Below are 20,804 nucleotides of genomic sequence, written 5' to 3' on the forward strand. Positions count from 1 at the left end.
CGGCGAAGGCGTCCTTAAGTGCGCCTTCGCCGGCAAGCCTGGCTCCTATAAAAAAGCGGTTCATCAGGACTGCAGACTAAAGCGCCTTGGTCCAGAACAGCATCCGGCCATGCGCCGGGTCGAACATGCCTGGGGAAAAGCCGAATTTGTCATAGGACGCCTGAGCCACCGCGTTGCCTTCCAGTACTTCCAGGGTGATTTTGCAGCAACCGCGCTGGCGTGCGATGTCCTCGACTTTGTGCAGCATCTTCTGACTCAGCCCCAACCCGCGAAACTTCGACACCACTGCTACGTCATGCACGTTGACCAGTGGCCGGCAGGCAAAGGTCGAAAAACCTTCGAAGCAATTCACCAGCCCTGCCGGCTCGCCGCCGACAAACGCCAGTACGCTAAAGGCATGGGGACGTTTGGCCAGTTCCCCGGGCAGTTGTTGCAGCCTATCGGCGGGTAATGGGTGACCGACGCCCATCGGGTCTTCGGCGTAGTGGTTCAATACAAGACAAATCGCCTCGGCGTGTACCGGGTTGGTGTAGCTGGCCTGAAGCACAAGAATTTCTGCGGATTCCATTTCCACCCTCAATCACACAAGTTGCCCCAGTTCGCCTCTTGCGCACTGAAAGGTCCAGCGACCTTATCGCGAGTGCCGGGGTGCCGACAACCGGATCCTGTTGTGATCATTCCCTCTCAAACGCCCCAGATCATTGCCTCGGTCCATCCCAACTCGGCAAAATCCTCGGCCCTCAACGCCGACTCTCCGGCACAGAAAAATTCGTCCAGTTGCGGTGGCGTGACCGAGGTACCACTGAGCATCGCGTGAACCTGCCCGCGATGATGAATCTGATGCTCGAACAAATGGGACAACATGCGCAAACGGCTGTCATGTTGCGGGATGTCGCGCGCGATGGTCACGATCCGTCCGAGGTCTGCGTCGCGCAATTGCTCGCAATAGGCGATCAGTCGCCGGTCCACCAAGGCTTGCTCGCGCTTGAGATTGGCGCCGTGGGTGAATGGCTCGTCTTCGTTGAAAAACACGTAGCAATCGGGATGCGGTTCGTCGCCGCGCAACTCCCGCTCCAGGGCATCCACATAAAACCAGTCACAGGTCAGGATGTGATTCAGGGTCGCGCAGAGGCTGGGAAAGAAACTGACTCGCGGCGCCGCCAGCTCGGCCGGGCTTAGCTGAAGCCAGGCCTTGGCCAGTCGGTGATTGGCCCAGGCGTTCTGATAGGCCATGGTCAGCAAATGGTGGGACAAGGGCTGATTCATGTTCGCTCCTCCCGGATATCAAGCCTCGGCGAAACGTTTGAGCTGCATCTCCTGCAAGCGACTAAGGGTGCGGCGAAACGGAAATTCCAGATAGCCCTCGGTGTACAACGCCTCCATCGGCACCTGCGCTTCGAGGTACAGCGGCACCTTGCGGTCGTAGCATTCGTCTACCAGAGCGATGAATCGGCGCACGCCGTCGTCATGCACCGACAACTGCGGCAACTGGCGATCCCCCGCCGCCACCCGCTCGACGCCGTCTTCAGTGCCGCGGGCGATGCGCCCTTCGCGTTTTTGCGCGCTGAGGTTGGGTACGTCGCTCAATAGAATAGCGCTGAAGGTGTCGCACAGGGCCATGAAGTCCATGGCGGCAAACGGCTGCTCGCAGAGCTCCGCGTAACGACACCAGAGCACGGTTTGACTGGCCTGCATCACATGGACCGAACGGTAACCGACTTTGACCGGATCGCTGGACAGCGACTGGCCGACGGTCAAGGCTTTGAACACCTCGTTCAGTGCGCCGGACTGACCCGGTACGTTCACCCAATAGCGCTGCAGACCGGCGCCAGGGTGCAGGCGATGGTCTTCCCCGCCATCCACCGCAATCACCTGCATGTGCTGCTTGATTGCGGTAATGGCCGGCACGAACCGGTCACGGTTGAAGCCATCCGCGTACAGCTGATCCGGCGGCTGATTGGAGGTGCAGACCACCACCACGCCCTGCTCGAACATCACCTGAAACAAACGTCCGAGAATGATGGCGTCACCGATGTCGTTGACGAACAGTTCATCGAAACACAGCACCCGCACTTCCTGGCTCAGTTCGCGTGCCAGCGCTTTCAACGGGTCGGCGGTGCCAGTCAATTGAAAGGAGCGCTGATGCACCCAGCCCATGAAATGATGAAAGTGCTGACGTCGGGCCGGAACGCGCAGGTTTTGGTAGAACTGATCCATCAACCAGGTCTTGCCCCGCCCGACCGGGCCCCAGAGGTACACACCGGTGACGGGCGTGCGGCCTTCATGCAAAGCTTCATGGCATTTTTGCAGCGCCCACACGGCGTGTTCCTGGGCTTCGTCCTGGACGAAGCCCTTCTGTTCGATGGCGTGTTGCCAAGCGCTTAAGGGAGAGTCGACATTCATGCGCGGCAGTATATAGCAGCTAGCGAAGCTCAATCCCACAGGTTAAGCGCCGCGACACAGCACCGGGTTACAGCGAGATGTCCAGCCGGGCGATCTTGCCCTGCTCATTGAGTCGGAACATGTAGCGCAGTTCCAGCGGGCTGCCGGGAAAGGTGCCGGAGATCAGGTTGTGCACCAGCACTTTGCCGGTGCGCAGTTGAACGTCGAGCACCTCGACCCGGGGCTGGTAACGTTGTGCGGTGTCTTGCATCCATTGGGCGATGGCTTGTGTGCCGACCTGATGCTGCCCCTCATCGAACACGTTGGCATCCTCAGCGAAAAAACTGGCAACCCTCGACGTGTCGCGAGCATTGGCGGCAGCAATGTAGGCGGCGATGGCGGGGGCCAGTGAAGTGGCTGGATTGGACATGTTTACGGCTCCTTGTGAGTTGATTCTGGAGCCATGCTAAAACAAGCCTGCGTCAGTTCTTGTCAGGAGTGAAACGCCCTGCTTCGTCCAGCTGCATCTGCTTGCGCCAGGTGCGCAACAGGTCGCTGCGCCGCCCCGGATAGCGTTCGCCCTGCTCGCTGGCGGCCGAGATCCGGTCGGTGCGAAAGGTGCGATAGGCACTGCGCAATTCACACCAGGCGACGATGATCCTTACCTCATTGAGAAAACCCAGGGCCAGTGGCCAGATCAGCCGCTGACTCGGCACCTGATTGGCGTCCGCGTAATCGATGTGCAGCTTGGCCTGATCGCGGATCGCTTGGCGAAACACATTCAAGGGCACGGCATTTTGCGGATAGCCATAACCCGGTGGGCCCGGCAGCACCGTCGGGTTGCGCAAGGCCTCCTGGGCGGCGGGGTCGAGTACCGCGGCGATTTTTGCCAGAGCATCGGCCGCGGCTTTGCCCAAGACCTCATCGCCACGCTGATCCACATAGCGCAACCCGAGCACGATGGCTTCGGTCTCATCGGCATTGAGCATCAAGGGCGGCAGAAACAGGCCGCTGCGCAACACATAGCCGATCCCCGCCTCGCCGAAAATCGGCGCGCCGAGCGCGGTAAGTTCAGCGATGTCGCGGTACAGCGTGCGTTCGGAAATCTCCAGCTCGCTGGCCAATGTCGCGGCAGTCACCGGACGACTTTTGCCCCGCAGCACTTGTAACAAAGTCAGTAAACGGCTGGTTCGCGACACGATCGGCAGGCTCTTTCCTGAAAAGTCGTCGGAGCTTAGCAGAGGCTGTTGTCAGAAACTGGCAGGAACGATAAGACCATCGCTCGTTGGCCCGGCACAGATCAATTGTGGGAGCGGGCTTGCTCGCGAAGGCGGTATACCTGGCAACATTAATGTCGACTGACACGGCCTCTTCGCGAGCAAACCCACTCCCACATGGATTGTGCTTGATTGACCGGCAGTGTGTTGTACGTTGCCCTCACCGCCCGCGGCTGGCATCCTGCGCCTCCATTTTCTGACCCGGCCCCGCCTTTCGGCACGCAAACCACCATGAGCGCCTCTGAAAAAACCCTTGCCCCACGCAACAACGACCTGATTTACGGCCTCGACGATCGCCCTCACCTGACCGCCACGGTCTTCGCCGCCCTGCAACACGTACTGGCGAGTTTCGTCGGCATTATCACGCCGACGCTGATCATGGGCAGCGCCCTGGGCCTGCAAAGTGAAGTGCCTTATCTGATCAGCATGGCGCTGTTCGTTTCGGGGCTGGGCACGTTTGTGCAAGCGCGGCGGTTCGGCCCGGTCGGCTCCGGTCTGCTGTGCCTGCAAGGCACCAGTTTCTCGTTCATCAGCGTAATTCTCAGCGCCGGGTTCATGGTCAAGGCACGCGGCGGCGGCACCGATGAAATCCTCTCGACGATTTTCGGCGTGTGCTTTTTCGCCGCGTTCATCGAGGTGGTGCTGAGCCAGTTCATCGGCAAACTGCGGATGCTGATCACCCCGGTGGTGACCGGCACCATCATCACCCTCATGGGCCTGTCGCTGATCAAGGTCGCCATGACCGACATTGCCGGCGGTTTCGGTGCGACGGACCTCGGCGCGGCCAGCCACCTGGCGCTGGCGGCACTGGTGCTGGGAACCATCGTGGTGTTGAACCGGGTGGATGTGCCGTTCCTGCGCCTGGGCGCGATCGTCATCGGCCTGGCCCTCGGTTATGCCGTCGCGTGGTTCATGGGCCAGGTCGATTTCGCCAGTCTGCCCGCCGTGCCGCTGATGAGTGTGCCCGTACCGTTCAAGTACGGTTTCTCATTCGACTGGGTGGCGTTTGTGCCGGTGGCGGTGATTTTCCTGGTGTCGCCCCTGGAAGCCGCCGGTGACCTGACCGCCAATTCGATGATTTCCCGGCAGCCAGTCAAAGGCCCCATTTATATCCGCCGGATTAAATCCGGCCTGCTGGCCGATGGTCTCAATTCGGCGATGGCGGCGGTGTTCAACAGCATGCCGATGGTGACCTTCGCCCAGAACAATGGGGTGATTCAGCTCACTGGTGTGGCCAGCCGTTATGTGGCGTTTTTCATCGCCGGCCTGTTGGTGGTGCTGGGGTTATTCCCGATGATCGGCGCGGTGCTGCAACTGATGCCGAAACCGGTGCTCGGCGGCGCTGAACTGGTGATGTTCGGCACCGTGGCGGTGGCCGGAATCAAGATTCTCGCCGAGGCTGGCCTGCATCGGCGCAACATGCTGATCGTGGCGATCTCCCTCGGCATGGGCCTGGGCGTCGCGGCGGTGCCTGAAGTGTTGCGCGAGTTGCCGAAGGCGCTGCACAACATCTTCGAATCACCGATCACTGTCGGTGCGTTGTGCGCTATCGTGCTGAATATCTTCCTGCCCGAAGAATTCATCGAGCTGGAAGAAGACGAGTTCGATCCGGAAGCCTCGGTGCTTCAGGTGATGCAGAACCCGGATGTTGCGGCCAAGGGTGAACCCGTGCCTCCCGTGGTTGTCGCACAGTTGAACCGTCCGTGATGCTCGAAGGCCGAGCCATGCACGGTTCGGCCTTTTACTTTACGAGAGCCTGTCCATGCGCAGATTAATTGCCCTGTCCCTCCTGCTGCTCTCTCTCAGTGCATGTGCCCTGTTTCCCAGTCGCGACCCGCTGAACATCAACGTGGTCGGTATCGAGCCGCTGCCAAGCCAGGAACTGGAAGTGCGTTTTGCGGTAAAACTGCGCGTGCAAAACCCCAATGAAACGGCAATCGACTACAACGGCGTGGCGCTGAATCTGGAAGTGAATGGCCGACAACTTGCCTCCGGCGTCAGCGACCAATCGGGCTCGATCCCCCGTTTCTCCGAAGCGGTGGTAGTGGTGCCGGTGAGCATTTCGGCGTTCACCGTGCTGCGTCAGACCCTCGGCCTAAGTCAGACACAAACACTGGATAATCTGCCGTACGTGCTTCGGGGCAAATTGGCTGGCGGCGCGTTCGGCACTATGCGTTTTGTCGATCGCGGCAAACTCAGCCTGCCGGGTTCTACCTCCGGGACCTGGTAACGTTCATCGACCGCTACATAACGGGGTCGATCACCTGCGTCACACAATGCTTGAGCCCTTCTATGTGCCAGTTGGCCCATAGCCGGGTTTTGCCGTTGCTGCCTTCATCAGGCTCTATCGCCAGCCAGTTTCGAGCAGCAATCAGGTAACGCCCCCTTGCGCCGATGGGCAACATGGTTCCGCTGATACCGTAGTCGATCTGTTCCTGGCTCCCACCGATGGACTCCAGAAAGTGCACCGCCAGGGCCGGTGGCGAAGGATGGACGACGCCGGTGGAAATCAATTGATAGATTTTCCCTGCACCATCGCCGCCATGGCGGGGCAGCTTCGATTCGATCACACAGACCCCGGCCACATGAACATCACCGGATACCAGAGTTACCTTGCAGGATTGGGCATGGGCGAAGTCCAGCAGCCGCATGATCAGCCGCTTGCGTTCGTCCCGGTGGGGCTGGCTTCGCCAGTGGTCGCGCAAATCATCTTCGAGCTCCTGTTGCCCCGAAATCAGGTCCAACGCCTTCTCGGCCGCCTGCAAATCAAGATAACCCACGGGAATACTCGACATCAGCAGCAGGTGTTTATGCCCCTTGACCTTGCCCAGCCAGGCATAAATCGCATCCCAACTGACGGGCGAAATGACCCGGGTTCCTTGAGCCCGTGGTGCCGTCAGGTCTGGCGCGCGTTCGCTGCGCAGATCGGGAACCAGCAAGGCCAGCTCGCCCAGGCCGGTGAAGCCCAGGTGAAAGCCGTCAGCGGTCTCGGGAATCGCGCAGGGATGAGTATCAGCGGAAGGCTTGAGGTGAGGATGAGTCTGGATCAGTTGCTGCTGGAAAATCCTGAAATAGCGTTTGGCCGTGGCAAACAGCCCCTGGAACACCGGACTTGAGTGCAGTATCTCAGCGTAGGAACCCCATCCATCGATGATGTCATGGTCATCCCACATCATCACCGTGGGAATGGCGCCGAACACCCTGGCCATCTCGGGCTGTTTCCAGCGTTCCAGGTAGAGCCTGGTGAAAAACCTGTCCAGATCGGCTTCGATCACCTTGCTGTAGACTGCCTTTTGACGGTCGGCGAAGGGTTTGGCGAACCATGTTTTCATGGACCCCACACTGCTGCGCACATCATCGCTGTAAACCTGATCGCCGCCCATCAACAGCAGGTGATAGGGCTCGCCCTGGTGAACGCCCCACATATGCTCCCAGCGCTCGTTGTTGCGGTCGACCTTCTCCATGTCCCTGGGGTTGGAAAATCCGTTGCACGACACATACGCGATGCGCGGCGTCTGGCCCTCGGCAGGAACGACGAAATTGGTCTCCGTACCCTCTATCTTGATCGTGTAGGTAGTGGCAATGCTCTGGTCTTGCACCGCTTTGAAATCGATGCGCCAGACGCGGTACTGAGGGTTGAGCAACGGGATATCGGCGGTGGCCAACGGTTTGCCGGCGGTGACACCGCTGGGTACTTTTACGCTGGGCGATAACCCGCCCAAAGGTAAAACCACTAGAGCAGACACGTTATAGGCATTACTGTTGATACCACGAAATTGCAGAATCGGGCCTAGTAACAAACTCATGGGTAGTCCATCCATTGACAGGGGTGTGAACGCCTAAAGATTAGACGACAATCGACGCTGCGCATGAAGCGCATCGCCCGCCCGTACAAGGAAGTCGCCCACGATGCACCCTGCTCCAACGCTCTACACCGAACGACTGATTTTGCGCCCGCTGGAACTGGCCGACGCCGAGGCCATCCAGCAACAATTCCCTCACTGGGACGTGGTGCGTTATCTGAATGTCCTGGTGCCGTGGCCTTATCCCGCCGATGGCGCGATGACTTATCTGCGTGATATTGCCCTGCCGGCGATGGCCCGTGGCGAAGAATGGCACTGGTCGATCCGCCTGAAGTCAGCGCCCGATCAACTGATTGGTAATGTCAGCCTGATGAATGAACAGGACAATAACCGCGGCTTCTGGCTAGCCCCGCAATGGCAAGGTCAGGGGTTGATGGGTGAAGCCAGTGCGGCGGTGACCGAGTACTGGTTCGAAACACTCGGCCGGCCGTTGCTGCGCGTGCCGAAAGCGGCGCCGAATATCGGCTCGCGCAAACTCTCGGAACGTACTGGCATGCGCTTGATACACACCGAAGAGGGCGACTTCGTCAGCGGGCGATTCCCGAAGGAACTGTGGGAAATCACCCGTGAAGAGTGGCTGCGCCTCAGATAAAACGCACGCCCGGTCTGGCCCGCTCATCCACCGTCAACTCAAACACGTCCGGGCGCGCATAATGCCCGACCACGTCGTAGTCGTAACGGGCGCGGATCAGGTCATCGGTGTCGATTTCGGCGGTGAGCAAACCCGCCTCGTCGCGCAGCGGTCCGGCGAGAATGTCGCCCATGGGCCCGACAATCACGCTGCCGCCGGCAATCAACGGACGCTGCGCCGGCCAGTTGGCGATGTCCACGCCCAAGGCTTGCGGTGAGGCCTGGATCTGACAGGCACTGACCACAAAGCAGCGTCCTTCATGGGCGATGTGGCGCATGCTGACTTGCCACATTTCCCGCTCGTCCACGGTCGGCGCGCACCAGACCTCCACGCCTTTGGCGTACATCGCGGTGCGCAGCAGCGGCATCATGTTTTCCCAGCACACCACCGCGCCGATCCGCCCGACCTGGCTGTCGATCACCGGCAAGGTCGAGCCATCGCCCTTGCCCCAGATCAGTCGTTCGGTGCCGGTGGGCATCAGTTTGCGGTGCTTGGCGACCAGCCCGGCCTGCGGATCGAAATACAGCGCGGTGCAATATAAGGTGCTGCCCGCGCGCTCGATCACGCCGATCACCAGGTTGGCGCCAGTGCGCGAGGACAATCCGGCCAGGGCTTCTGTCTCGGCACCGGGCACGTCGATGGCGTTGTCGAAATACCGCGCAAACGCTTCCCGCCCCTCTGGCAGTCGATAGCCCAATTGCGTGCCGAAGCCCTCGCCTTTTGGGTACCCGCCGAGCAATGCCTCCGGCATGACCACCAGTGCCGCACCGGATTCGATAATGGCGGTTTCCCAGGAGAGGATTTGATCGAGGGTGTCGGCCTTGCCGCCGGGCAACGCGCCGATTTGCAGGGCAGCAACGATGGACTTGGGCATCGTGGTAACTCCGTCAGTAATGAGGTGTTGCTCATTCTCCGGCGCCACAGGATCATGAATAAAGCCCGACTCACTGCTGAATGATATGAACCAGATGAATATCGCTACCGTCGACCTCAATCTGCTCAAAGTCTTCGAAGCCCTGCATGAGGAATCCAGCGCCAGCCGTGCCGCACTGCGTCTGGGCGTGACGCAATCGGCGGTCAGCGCGGCGTTGCGCCGATTGCGAGAGGTGTATGGCGATCAGTTGTTTGTGCGCACCGGTCGAGGTCTTGCGCCGACGCTCAAGGCCAACCAGTTGAAACCGGTGGTCAGTGATGCGCTGAATAAATGCCGCCAGAGCCTGGCGATGGTCGATCCGGCTGCGCATCAATACGACGGGCGCTCGGTGACGGTGGGTTTGTCGGATGATTTCGAAATTGCCTACGGGCGACGATTGATTGAAGAAATCGCTGATCGCGCGCCGAAACTGCGATTGATCTTTCGCCAAACCCATAGCCAGATCGTCGCCCGGGCCTTGATGGAACGCAGCATCGATCTGGCGATCACGGCAGGCGGGTTTGCTGAGCGTTTGCTCAGTCGTCAGGTGCTGGGGGAAGGCGATTATCTGTGCCTGGTGGACCCCCTCAGTCTGGCCGAGGGACAGGAAACTCTCAGCCTTGAAGCGTTCGTCGCCCGCGAGCACATTCTGGTGTCATCGGGTGGTTTTATCGGAATTACCGATGAAGGACTGGCGGCGTTGGGCCTGAGCCGGCGGGTATGCGCGTCGACCACGCACTTTGCCGCGTTACCGTATCTGCTCAAGGGCAGCCAGGCGGTGGCGACCATTCCAGCCCATGCCGCTCGAAGTATCGCGGCGCTCAACGGACTGGCGCTGCTGCCCTGCCCTTTGGCGCTGCCACGCTATCCGATCGAACTGGGCTGGCGCACCAGCACGCAGCTCGATCCGGTGGTGTTGAAAGTGCGTGAGGCGATTATCGCGACCTTTTCCCACCCGTAGGAGGCTTATTTAGCCGCCATCAAACGGTTGATTTCACTGCGCACCATGTTCGCGAATTCCGGGGGCGACATGCCGTCGAGTTCGGCGCGGACCCACTCGGCCCATTTGCCTTTGCGCTTGGCACGCTCACCGAACAGCCGTGCGGCTTCGCCCTTGGATTTACCCAGGTTGTTTTGCCAGAGTTCGAACAGACGGGATTTTTCATCTTCAAGCGCCGCGCGCTCGGCAAGGGGTTTGTCGGCCAGATTGAAGCTCATGGAAGATTACCTGCTGCGTAAAATAGGCGACATCTTACACTGTAGGAGGAAATGTCCTGCCCTGGATTTTTCTTCAGGGTGGAGTCGCCACGCAAAATGACTGCAACTTTTGCCCTGGCGCCAGACTCCATTGTTCACTGCCCATTTATCTTCAAGGAGTACTCTAATGGCCCGCAAAATCATCGATCAAGTCGCCGAGGATCAAATCAAGGATCAGGTCTTCAGCGAACTTCAGGCCCTGATCGAAGAGTCGGAAAAACTGCTCAAGAGCAGTGCTTCACTGGTCGGTGAAGAAGCAGACACCCTTCGTGGGCAAATCGCCCAGAAGCTACAGCAGGCCCGGGGCTCAGTCTCCAGTATGCGTGACCGCACCAGGCCCGCAGTCGAGGCCAGCGAGATCTACATTGGCGGTCATCCATGGCAAACCGTGGCCATCTCCGCCGGGTTCGGTTTGGTGGTGGGGCTGTTGTTGGGCCGGCGTTAAGCGGGAAACATTGGACCTGTACTTGTAGGAGCCAGCGGTGCGGCGATCCGCTGGCTCCTACAAAAAACACCGCCCCTCTCAACGCCCTGCCAATTCCCGCAGATTTGCCAATGTCTGAGCATCGAGCGCAATGCCTTCGACCTTGGCTTTGGCGCGCTGTTGATGACGTCGATCACCCGGTAACCGCTTAAGCCCTACACCGTGCATCTGCCGGACCAGTTCCTGACTGCGCTCGGCAAAATTCTGCCCTGCCGATTTACTCGGATCGATCACTATCAGCAGTTGACCTGTCCAGGGTGTTTTCGCCCCCGGATGGTTCGACCAGTCGAACTCGAAAGAAAAATTGCCTCCGGTCAACGCCGCCGCCAGCAACTCGACCATCATCGACAGCGCCGAGCCCTTGTGCCCGCCAAACGGCAGCAAGGCGCCACCCTCGAGGATCGCTTTGGGGTCCTGGGTTGGCTGGCCGAGGCTGTCCACACCCATCCCCGCCGGCAAACGCTCGCCTTTACGGGCAGCGATCTGTACGTCGCCATGGGCGATGGCGCTGGTCGCCAGGTCGAAGACGATCGGATCACCGTTGGCTCGGGGCGCGGCGAAGGCAATCGGGTTGGTCCCGAACAGTGGACGATCGGCACCGTGCGGCACCACGCAGGTCATGCTGTTGACCACGCTCAGCGCCACCAACCCTTCATCGGCAAACGGCTCGACGTCTGGCCACAAGGCGGCGAAATGGTGGGAATTACGGATGGCCAGCACCGCAATGCCGGCGCTGCGGGCTTTCTCCACCAACAATGATCGCGCCGCCGCGAGGGCCGGTTGGGCGAAACCATTACCGGCATCGACCCGGACAAAGCCCGAGGCCACGTCCTCGACCACCGGCACTGCCTGGCCATTGACCCAGCCGCTTTGCAGCGTCGACACATAACCGGGAATGCGAAAAACACCGTGACTGTGAGCCCCGTCACGCTCGGCACCGGCACAGTTGAGGGCCAGGGTTCTGGCGACATCGGCTGAGGTGCCGTGGCGCAGGAAAATCTGTTCGAGCAACGCCGTCAGCGCTTCGAAGGACAGGTTTTGCGAAACCGCAGTAGACACATGATCGTGTGGCGCAGACATCTGAAGCTCCAGAGTAATTATTGGAGGGGGCAACAGCGTACGAAGACCAGCCGATTAACAACGCGCGGCGAGCGACCTGTCAACTTTTCAGTTGATTTCACGCATTCCGTATCGCGGGCTTCTGCTTTTTCAGGCTGGCACAATTACCGCCAGTCTGTGCGGTAACTATCTACCACCTTGCAGGCTCCACTGACTTTTAGTCTCTAGGCTCAATCCATTGGCGCATTTCAATCGCGCCCTGAACGAGCCTTGACGATGCCTGTACCAGTTACTCCGATAGTTACTCCGATGTTTTTCCCCCAAGCCCTGAAGTCTCGCGGCCTTTGGAGAAAACTAGGCAAAACCCACGGCCTGACGCAAAAGGACTTCGAATGGTTCAGTCACCTGAAAATAGCCAGCCACACGTTGCGCGGTGAACAGACACCGCCCATGGTCGCCGAAAAAATCCTGCTCAAAACCCAGGACCTGGAACCCGTGCCCCTGGCCGGCAGCTTCGTGCTGAGCGCCACACCGGATGACAACGGCGTGATTCTCTACACCCCGTACGCCGGCATAAAGAAGTACGACAGCCGCTCAGCCCTGACCACACAGCTTGAAAGTCAGCTGAAAGGCGTGACCGAGGACGACGACCTGCTGGCTTTCATGTCGCTGTCTCAACGCAAAGCGCTGGCGGATGCCGCCAAGATCGAGATGACCTTTCAAACCATCGAAGGCGAGGTGTTCGAAGACCAGAGCAGTACCATCACCGCACACCAGCAAATGAACGATCAGGCCATGCTCGACGAATTGAAAGCGTTGCCGACGCTGACTTCGCTGCTGGATGCGGTGCTCAATGGACTGTTGAAATCCGCCTTCCCCGGTCTGGATCAGCGCCAGACCCAGGTCAGTTTTTATTTCACGGCAGCGGCCGATGAACCAAACAAGGAAAGTCCCCCCGCGCGGCGCTGGATCAACGCCATGTCCTTGAGTGAGGCGGTGCTGTTTTACTACCGCAATCAACGCTGGCCGTCGGGGCAATCACATGAGTTTTCCCACCCGGAAAAGCCCCCCGCGAGCACAGACCAGCAACACTGGGAAACTGCTGTAGCCAACGCCTCCAGAAAACTGATCAGCCTGCTTTCCGAGCAAATGAAAGACTACTGGGACGCCGAGAGTGCCGATGGCGCATCACGTCGCGAATTTTTCCGCAAGGCCATTGCGCAAAAGGCGCGAGCGGAGCTCCTGCTCAAACGCGAAGCCGAGATCATTACGCCTGAACAAAGCCAGGACTTGCATTCGCTGATCAAGCCGACCAGCAGAACGTACGAGACACTGACCGTCGAAACCGTGCGTCTCTGGGAATACGAGGCCAACTATGTTGAGCTGGCGGGCTCGCTGATGATCAGTGGCAGCAATGCATTTCTCTACACACCCGCTCAGGGGCTGCAGGTGCTGAAAGACTATAAGGACCTCAAAGACACCTTGCTGAGCAAATTCAGCGCAGCCGGTCACGAGGATGAGCTCTACGGACTGCTGAGCCTGGAGGAACGCCAGCGCTTCATCGGTTTTGATCAGCCAAATGTCTCCGGGAAAGTGATTTCCGGTTCGATCTTCAAAAAGCTGTTCGGGGCGATCATCACCAAACAACAGCAGAATATGGAGTACGCCCTGCAGATTTTCCGTCACAGCGACGGCATCGTGGACATCAACGCCTTGTTCGACAATGCGCTGGACATCCGCTCTATGCTCAGCGAGCACCTGCTGACGCTGGATGCCCAAGGGCGCTGGAGTACCCGACCGGTATTGTCGGGCAATCAACAGCCTTCCATGGTGCTGGCAGACACGGCGGCGGTATTCGTGAAAACCTTCAGCGATATCGAGGCGCTGATCAGTGCGGACTTTGCCTCTCAACCCGTCACCTTGCCGGCACTGCAGCGGGTCTATCTGGAGAACATGAAGCCCCGGCTGGCTCATGCTCTTTCCGTAGGCATACGTGGGGAAGCCAGCCTTCGGGTGCTCAACGCTGCATTGGGTGACACGGAGCGGGCCATTGTCGATACGGTACTCAATCCGGATCAGCCGGATCGTAAAAACCGCCGTTCACTCAAGGGATTCCGGCCTGACGCCTATTCATTGACCCTTGAGTGCTCCAGCCAAATGAATATCCTGCCCTTGGCCAATTGCTTGCTGTTGACCGAGCGTGGCGGGCTCGACCCTCAGAATTCGGGCCGAACAGTTCTATGGACACCTGCCCAGGGCCTGGAAGTCTTTAATACCGTCAGCCGTGCAAGGCAGGAACTGGAACGACGCCTGCTTGATCCGCACAAACGTCTGACGCTATTGGAAAATCTTCCCCCTGCCCAACGTACCCTCCACCAGCGCTATTCGCTCGGTGCATTGCGACTGATTGAGGGTCATGTTCTGCAGCGATTATCCCAATCATCCATTGACCACTTCCTGGGACGTTGCGATTACCTGCGCACCCTGAAGCTGGACGATGAGAAACAGACCAAAGCGCTTCAAGCCCTGACAAAAACGGTGGTCGACACCAACTTGCGCAGAGCCACTTCGATCGCGCAGGCGATCACCCGACAGCAGTCCTTGCCTGCCTGGCTCGCAATGGCACCCGTCGAGGAGCAGCAGCTGCACATCGAACTGCTGGAGCAATACCGCAACAGCGTCGAAGACGACAAGGACTACCTGCATGGCCTGAAGACGCTGAAGTCCTATGTGCATGACACGTTGGTGTCACTGCTCGGTAAACGCTTCTCCGGGACACTGCCAGACCCCGACGACATCGAAATCACCCCCAACCTGACCCTGGCCGGCCCCGCTCGATCTCTGACCGAGTTTGCCTTGAACCATGTGAACATTGCCCAGGGCACCGGGTTCAAGATCGCTTCGAAAACCACTCAATCCCTACCGCAAGGCCTGGACCAGTCCGCTGTCAGGCAACTCCTGCTGTCACTGAACATTAAACAAACCTATGCAAAACAAGTAACAGACAGCTTGTCGAGCAAAAGCGCCGATGCCGACACTCGAAGACTGCGCTTCATTCGGCAATTGCCCTGGCAATTGATGCAAGACGCCCATGCACAGAAGCTGCAGCAACGTCTTTCCGACAGCGGCTTTGACTTGATTCGACAGGTTATGGACATGCCGGACGCTATCGCCCGGGCTGCTGTCAACGGCGCCCACGCCATTGTCCGCCCGCTGGAACTGATCAAGACTGTCGGCACTGCTGCCGTCAAGACACTGGGCCTGTACCTGTTCGGCCCCGGCTCCGGTCAGAAAGGTCCGCACGTCCTGTATGCCCCCTACCATGCAGGCTCGCCATTCACCGAATTCGACAATGAGGCAAGCGTTGTCTCGGCGCTCAATACGCCGGGATCGTTGCAGGAGCTGCTGATACGTCGCCTTCCAGCAAGCGAGCAATCCGGGTTTCGCAATCTGTTGGAGTCCACCGTCGGACAAGCGAGCGAAATCACCCTCGCCTCTAACCCCATCCGCGGCAACTTGCTGATCCGGTTGTTCAGCGACAACACCCGCCTGCTGTCGCAAATGCTCGGCACTCAGTCCGAAGTCAGCGGCCAGTCAGACTGGGAGGCAGCCAAAAACCTGTTCAGCTCCGACATCCAGAGGATTTCTGGCCTGTTACCCGGCAAACTCGCTTATGGGCTGTTTCTATGGCAAGCCTATAAAGACTTCAAGAGCTCCGCCGAAGCGCAGCAGGACCACCACTGGAAGCGGGCCTTGCAAGACTTTATTGCCGGTGCAGTGCAAATGCTGTCACTGGGCAAGTTGTCACTGGAAGAGTCAGTCGGTACTGCGCAGGCGACAACCGACCCCCTTGCCGAACCGAAGGCCACTCCTGTGGCCGCGCCGCAATGGTCGCAAGTGAAATCCACTGCACCGACGCGCACGTCACTGCAGCCTTTCGAAACCACCGCCGTCGAACTGAAGGATTTAAAGAAGAACAGTGCTGATGGCACTTACCTGGAAACGACCAGCAAACAAACCTATGCCCCCATCGCGGGCAAGGTGTACCGCGTGACCAAACCCGGGGCAATCTGGCGGATGATCAAGGACACTGAAGAAGGCCCGGCGCTCCTGACTACGCCTGACAAGCAACTGGTGCTCGATTCGGACACCCATACCGTCCACTATGGAAAAGCCCTGTCGAAAATGCACAACCAATATGCCTCCGATAAATATGCCAGACAGGTTCTGAATATCGAAGCACGGGGAATGAAAGACATTCGGGCAATACACCCGGCAAAAGCACGCATGATCGTGCAAGCTATAGACCTGGCTCGCTACTACGCTTTTAACAGTCTGCATAACCTGGCGCAGCTCAGACAGCTGAAACCGGGGACGCGGCTGGATACCTTTCTTAAAACCTTATTTGATGCTGACGATATCGACGCCAACCTTCTGGACAAAATCAAAAAAGTCATCGTTCCCATTTGCACAGCACTGGTGGACCCGAACGTTGATTATATGAATACCGAACGTTTTGTAGTCGGATCAAGCCAATATGAACTCAGCAACACAATTGCTTTTGTTCTTAATGATGATCCAAAAAATCGTGTGCATTTCACGGAGAAGTTCTTTGAACCTCAACTCGATTGGTACGAGTCCTGTTTGACTGAGCCTTTCAGTGTCGGAGACCATGCCCGGGCCGCCACCCTGATCCATGAGTTCTCCCATCTTTTTTCAAAGACCGTGGATATTGCACCGCTTGAGGCAAGGCGCCCGTTCAGCGATCTCATTGCCACCGTCACCACTTACGGCGCAGCAATCAAACAAAGGCAACAGGATTTCCAGCGAAAAGCACTGTCCCTGGCCACCCCGAAGGAGGAACTGTTTGCGCATTGGAACGAAACGTCGCAGGAATGGACCAGCCTGGACTCGGTTCAAGGTTTGAAGCATGTGGCTCGGGACATCCTTAAAACGACAGGCTGCGGAACAATAGATGAAGCTCGCGACCTCTTCCTGGATCGGGGGAATGTGCACCTGCGAACCGACGTCATCTTGCGTAACGCTGATTCGATCGCTCACTTGATAAGTGTAATGGGTCGACAGCTGGACCCAGTGCTAGCCTCGTCCCCAAGTTGAGCCGAATCTCATCATAAAAGCATGCGCAGATCACCCGATCTGCACATGCTTTACTCGTCCGATACAGGGCAACAGCCTTGCAGGGTCTTGACCATTTTTTCACTCAATTTATGGATACTGCCTGGCGATGCCCTGTTTGCGGGCGTGCGGATGAAAAATAAGTCGAACTTTGATGGGCAATTGCCATGACGGTTGTTCTCGCAGACTTCCCCTCGAGGTTAGAATGCAGGAAATCAGGATGAGTCAATGACCGACCACTCTCTCTCGCAAGCTCAATACGACGCCATCACCGATGCCGCTGCGCACTGGTGCATGCGTTTGCATGCCATCGACTGCACGGCCGAAGAGCGTCTGGCGTTCGAGCAATGGCGTGATGCCCATCCTCTGCACGCCTTCGAGTACGAAGCCATGCTGGAGATCTGGGAGGTTGCAGGAGATTTGCCTCGTCCCGAATCTCCAGCAACGGCTGTTCGCGGCAAATCGACAATACCTTGGCGCACTTTCGGCATCGCAGCTACCGTTTGCGCCTTGGCGTTGCCGCTGGCGGCCTATACCGGATGGAACCTGGGTTGGCTGCCCAATGCCTATCAGCATTTCGAGGCGACCGATAATGTTCGTCAGGTCACGCTGAGCGACGGCAGTCAGGTGGAGCTGAACCTGGGCAGTGAACTGACGTTCAGCAATTACAAGGATCAGCGTCGTGTCACGTTGAAAAAAGGCGAAGCCTTCTTCAGCGTCAGTCATGACTTGCAGCATCCCTTCATTGTCAGGGCAGCCGATGGCAGGATTCGCGTCACTGGAACCCAATTCAACGTCTGGATGTATGAAGACCAGGTACGCGTGAACCTGGTCGAAGGTTCTGTGCTGGTGACCAGCAACGATGCCTTGCCCGGCGAGGGTTTACGTCTCGAACCTGCCATGCAGGCACGTTACCGACACGGCGACTTCACGCCGCAAATCAGTCAGACCTCTGCCAATGACCATTCGCTGGCGTGGCGCAGCGGCAAACTGGTGCTCGATGATCTGACGCTGACCGATGCCCTGCCCTTGATCAATCGTTATTTGAACAAACCAGTCATGATCGCGGACCACAGCACCGGCTCGATTCGACTCGGCGGTATCTACAACATCAAAGAGCTCAACAGCCTGGTGGCTTCGTTGCCCAAGGTGCTGCCGGTCTACCTGACCCGCAACAAGGACGGCAATCCGGTCCTCAATTCAATCCCGCAACAAGCCCCAAAAAGCTGAAGGCCGCCACCCTTGCGGGGTGCGGCCTTCACTTTTGATTCAAACGCTATCGCGACTACTGCGCGGCGATCTTCCCTGCTTTTTCATCCTGCTCGCGAATCGTCAGGGCCTGGTACTGCGGATCGGACGTGATCTGCTGCTCAGTGAACGGCAAGACACTCAACTGTTTCTTCGAAAAGGCCAGAGTCTGGTCCCGGGAGTATTTCGACGCCGGGTCACTGGACAACGAGAATGCCAATAAGCCCCGAGCCTGTGGCCCTTTATCATCGAAAGTCACCACTTGCAAATAGCTGGTACCACTGACGACTTCGCGTTTGCCGTCGGTTCTCGGCACGCTTTGGATCGCGTTATACACACCCAACGTGCCCGGACCGCCGTGGATAGGTGTTTGCTGTCCGCCACTGCTGACCACCTGGATATCGCCCCAGCGGCTATCGGCTTTCAGGCCAAGGGATTTTACCTGTTCGACCGAAGCCAGCATCGCCGCCCGAATCGCTTTGGCGACGTCCGGCCGTTCAATTGCCAAGCCACGCGGTGTGTGCTGCGGATCTTTCGAATCAAACGCCACTCGCCAGATGTCAGGAACTTGCTGTAACGCCACCATGACATTCTGAAAATGCACAAAGCCAATTCCACTGTCCAGATTCACCCGGCGATCCCACGCCTTGAGGCTGGTACACAGCTGCGTAAGCGTCGGCGCATCGGCGCCAAGATCCGCGGCGCAGAATTGCAGCAGATCCGGCATCACTTGAGCTGCCTGGTACACCTGATCGTCCATCACCATGTGTTGCAGATCTGTTGCAGCGACAGGACCGGCCTTGCTCAACTCCCCCAGACGCTCCAGTGCGAAGCGCGAACGCAGCCCCAATGGCTGATTGTCCTGACTGATCAACGGCGAGAAACCGGCGAGAGGTTGTGCCGGGTTGGCCATCCAGGCCGAATCATTGGAATGCTGCACAAAGTCTTTGCGCACCAGTTGCGGCAACTGGTCTGCCGCATAAATACCTTTTTGTGCAGCGTGCGGGTCGATGTCCCAGGCACAGGCGCTGTTGGAACCGTCGAGCAGGATCATCTGTAATCCGGCCCGCGGATCGCTGCACTGGGCCAACTTGTCGGCATTGACGTTCGGCACCACCGACAAGTTCATGTAAAGCGTCTGCCCCTGATCGTCCACCGCCAGGGTATTGACCCATGGAATCCCCTGAATCTTGTGCACCGTTGCCTGAAAATCCTTGAGGCTGGCGGCACGGTTCATCGCATACCATTGCTGCAAGACCCGGTCGTTCTCCAGGTTGGCATCGCGCAGGCTGTAGGCGAACTGGTGGTCCCAGTCCAGCTTGCCGGGCCATTGCACAATCGGGCCGAACTGCGAGCTGTAGACCACATGGGAAATCTGCCGGGTCTGGCCATCGGCTTGCTTCACGTTCACCGCCAGCGTCTGCTTTTTCATCGGCAAGGACTTGCCATCCAGCAGGTAACGGGTCGGATCCTTGGGATCGAGTTGCAGACGATACAGCGTGAAGTGCTTGGACGAATCCACCGTGTGGGTCCATGCCAGGTGCTGGTTGAAACCAATATTGATCATGGGCAGGCCGGGCAACGCGGCGCCCATCACATCCAGTTTGCCGGGAATGGTCAGGTGCATCTGATAGAAACGCATCCCGCCCCCCCACGGAAAGTGCGGATTGGCCAGCAGCATCCCGCGACCGTTGAACGAACGCTCGCTGCCAACCGCCACGGCGTTACTGCCGCGATCCAGAGCGAAGCGTTGCATGCGCGAAGCCGCCAGCTGGAACGACGCCGACTCGCCCGCCACATGGGCAACGGCTTTCGGTGGGGTAGCGCCGGCCAATGCTTCGGCAAACTGCCCCACGCCGCCTTCGACCAGCAGACGTCGGGTCAACTTGACCAGGTCCTGCGCGGTAATCGCACGTACCCATTCTCCCTGGCATTGCTGCGGCAAACCCTGCGCCCGACGCTCTGTCAGCGAACGGTTGTAACCCGCCACATAACCTTCGATGAGCTCGCGGACTTCAGGCGTTTGCGCCTGCCAGAAAGCGGCGACGGCCTGGGGGGTGTTCAGCCAGTTGAAAAACACATCGCTGGCCAGGTTCCCGCGCTCTTCGACCGTAAACTGGTCCGGGCCGAAATACCGGGAGCGCTCGCCATTGACGGTGACGATTTCATTGGCCAGCAAGCATAGATTGTCTTGGGCGTAGGCATAGCCAATGCCATAGCCGAGCCCGCGCTCGTTGTCGGCGCGAATATGCGGCACGCCGAAACTGGTGCGACGAATCTCGGCCGTCGCCTGCTCTGGCTGGCTGCGCGCATTTGCCGCAAGACTCAGCCCCAGAAACACACCCGCAAGGCTCAACCTGGTTAACTGCCTGGAAATAATCACGCTCGCTCCTGATCGAAAAGACGTATGACACGCAATGCGCCTCCCCTTAAAACGAAGCAAACCGCAAAAATTTAGGCCCTTGAGGGCGGCCTGCTGCCCAGCTCATGGGCCGCTGGCGTAACGTCGACAAATTTTCTACATGCGGGTCTTCATTATTTGCCGGGCTCGTTC

The 20,804-nt window shown here is 58.6% G+C and carries 17 protein-coding genes; 7 read left to right on the top strand and 10 right to left on the bottom strand.

Annotated features, from left to right (window positions below):
- Nucleotides 1-76: 76 nt before the first annotated feature.
- The 5 genes from MMG91_RS00950 to MMG91_RS00970 form a co-directional block, all read right to left on the bottom strand.
- Nucleotides 77-568: a GNAT family N-acetyltransferase gene (locus MMG91_RS00950; protein ID WP_305449610.1), complete on the bottom strand. Its 492-nt coding sequence runs from the start codon at nucleotides 566-568 to the stop codon at nucleotides 77-79.
- A 116-nt stretch (nucleotides 569-684) separates the two neighbouring features.
- Nucleotides 685-1,266 (bottom strand): DinB family protein, encoded by a 582-nt coding sequence (locus MMG91_RS00955; protein ID WP_305449609.1) that lies wholly within the window; start codon nucleotides 1,264-1,266, stop codon nucleotides 685-687.
- Nucleotides 1,267-1,284: 18 nt separating this feature from the next.
- The gene (gene zapE, locus MMG91_RS00960; RefSeq protein WP_310658432.1) at nucleotides 1,285-2,403 is read right to left on the bottom strand and encodes a cell division protein ZapE; all 1,119 of its coding nucleotides are present in this window, start codon (nucleotides 2,401-2,403) and stop codon (nucleotides 1,285-1,287) included.
- Between the two features lie 67 nt (nucleotides 2,404-2,470).
- On the bottom strand, nucleotides 2,471-2,812 hold the full coding sequence (locus MMG91_RS00965; protein WP_305449607.1) for a nuclear transport factor 2 family protein: 342 nt from the start codon (nucleotides 2,810-2,812) through the stop codon (nucleotides 2,471-2,473).
- 52 nt (nucleotides 2,813-2,864) lie between these two features.
- Nucleotides 2,865-3,581 (bottom strand): YafY family protein, encoded by a 717-nt coding sequence (locus MMG91_RS00970; protein ID WP_007897371.1) that lies wholly within the window; start codon nucleotides 3,579-3,581, stop codon nucleotides 2,865-2,867.
- A 309-nt stretch (nucleotides 3,582-3,890) separates the two neighbouring features.
- Here MMG91_RS00970 and MMG91_RS00975 point away from each other — a divergent pair, with 309 nt between their 5' ends.
- Entirely contained in the window at nucleotides 3,891-5,366 is a 1,476-nt protein-coding gene (locus MMG91_RS00975; protein WP_310658433.1) for a nucleobase:cation symporter-2 family protein, read from the top strand.
- Between the two features lie 55 nt (nucleotides 5,367-5,421).
- Nucleotides 5,422-5,889, top strand: a complete 468-nt coding sequence (locus tag MMG91_RS00980; RefSeq protein WP_305421428.1) for an LEA type 2 family protein — start codon at nucleotides 5,422-5,424, stop codon at nucleotides 5,887-5,889.
- A 13-nt stretch (nucleotides 5,890-5,902) separates the two neighbouring features.
- Here MMG91_RS00980 and MMG91_RS00985 read toward each other — a convergent pair whose 3' ends face one another.
- On the bottom strand, nucleotides 5,903-7,465 hold the full coding sequence (locus MMG91_RS00985) for an alkaline phosphatase D family protein (protein ID WP_310658434.1): 1,563 nt from the start codon (nucleotides 7,463-7,465) through the stop codon (nucleotides 5,903-5,905).
- Between the two features lie 103 nt (nucleotides 7,466-7,568).
- Between MMG91_RS00985 and MMG91_RS00990 the strand changes: the two genes are divergently transcribed.
- Nucleotides 7,569-8,114 (top strand): GNAT family N-acetyltransferase, encoded by a 546-nt coding sequence (locus MMG91_RS00990; protein WP_305506839.1) that lies wholly within the window; start codon nucleotides 7,569-7,571, stop codon nucleotides 8,112-8,114.
- On the opposite strand, the gene MMG91_RS00995 is transcribed toward MMG91_RS00990, so the two are convergent.
- Nucleotides 8,107-9,027: a carbon-nitrogen hydrolase family protein gene (locus MMG91_RS00995; protein ID WP_310658435.1), complete on the bottom strand. Its 921-nt coding sequence runs from the start codon at nucleotides 9,025-9,027 to the stop codon at nucleotides 8,107-8,109. The two genes, MMG91_RS00990 and MMG91_RS00995, sit on opposite strands and share 8 nt — an antisense overlap.
- Before the next feature lie 85 nt (nucleotides 9,028-9,112).
- Here MMG91_RS00995 and MMG91_RS01000 point away from each other — a divergent pair, with 85 nt between their 5' ends.
- The gene (locus tag MMG91_RS01000) at nucleotides 9,113-10,027 is read left to right on the top strand and encodes a LysR substrate-binding domain-containing protein (protein WP_310658436.1); all 915 of its coding nucleotides are present in this window, start codon (nucleotides 9,113-9,115) and stop codon (nucleotides 10,025-10,027) included.
- 5 nt (nucleotides 10,028-10,032) lie between these two features.
- Here the strand turns inward: MMG91_RS01000 and MMG91_RS01005 are convergent, their stop codons facing one another.
- Nucleotides 10,033-10,284, bottom strand: coding sequence for a hypothetical protein (locus MMG91_RS01005; protein ID WP_305449599.1), 252 nt, complete (start codon nucleotides 10,282-10,284; stop codon nucleotides 10,033-10,035).
- 166 nt (nucleotides 10,285-10,450) lie between these two features.
- Between MMG91_RS01005 and MMG91_RS01010 the strand changes: the two genes are divergently transcribed.
- A complete protein-coding gene (locus tag MMG91_RS01010) occupies nucleotides 10,451-10,768 on the top strand; it encodes a YqjD family protein (RefSeq protein ID WP_305449598.1) in 318 nt (105 codons plus the stop codon).
- 78 nt (nucleotides 10,769-10,846) lie between these two features.
- Here MMG91_RS01010 and MMG91_RS01015 read toward each other — a convergent pair whose 3' ends face one another.
- On the bottom strand, nucleotides 10,847-11,887 hold the full coding sequence (locus tag MMG91_RS01015; RefSeq protein ID WP_305449597.1) for an Ldh family oxidoreductase: 1,041 nt from the start codon (nucleotides 11,885-11,887) through the stop codon (nucleotides 10,847-10,849).
- A gap of 255 nt (nucleotides 11,888-12,142) precedes the next feature.
- Between MMG91_RS01015 and MMG91_RS01020 the strand changes: the two genes are divergently transcribed.
- Both MMG91_RS01020 and MMG91_RS01025 read left to right on the top strand, forming a co-directional pair.
- On the top strand, nucleotides 12,143-16,984 hold the full coding sequence (locus tag MMG91_RS01020; RefSeq protein ID WP_310658437.1) for a dermonecrotic toxin domain-containing protein: 4,842 nt from the start codon (nucleotides 12,143-12,145) through the stop codon (nucleotides 16,982-16,984).
- A 246-nt stretch (nucleotides 16,985-17,230) separates the two neighbouring features.
- The gene (locus MMG91_RS01025) at nucleotides 17,231-18,232 is read left to right on the top strand and encodes a FecR family protein (protein WP_310658438.1); all 1,002 of its coding nucleotides are present in this window, start codon (nucleotides 17,231-17,233) and stop codon (nucleotides 18,230-18,232) included.
- A gap of 55 nt (nucleotides 18,233-18,287) precedes the next feature.
- Here the strand turns inward: MMG91_RS01025 and MMG91_RS01030 are convergent, their stop codons facing one another.
- Nucleotides 18,288-20,633 carry an acylase gene (locus MMG91_RS01030; RefSeq protein WP_310658439.1) on the bottom strand — a complete coding sequence of 782 codons (2,346 nt, stop codon included), beginning with the start codon at nucleotides 20,631-20,633 and terminating at the stop codon, nucleotides 18,288-18,290.
- Nucleotides 20,634-20,804: the final 171 nt, after the last annotated feature.

It is taken from the genome of Pseudomonas sp. JL3, from assembly GCF_031570575.1.
Classification (GTDB): Bacteria; Pseudomonadota; Gammaproteobacteria; order Pseudomonadales; family Pseudomonadaceae; genus Aquipseudomonas; species Aquipseudomonas cucumis.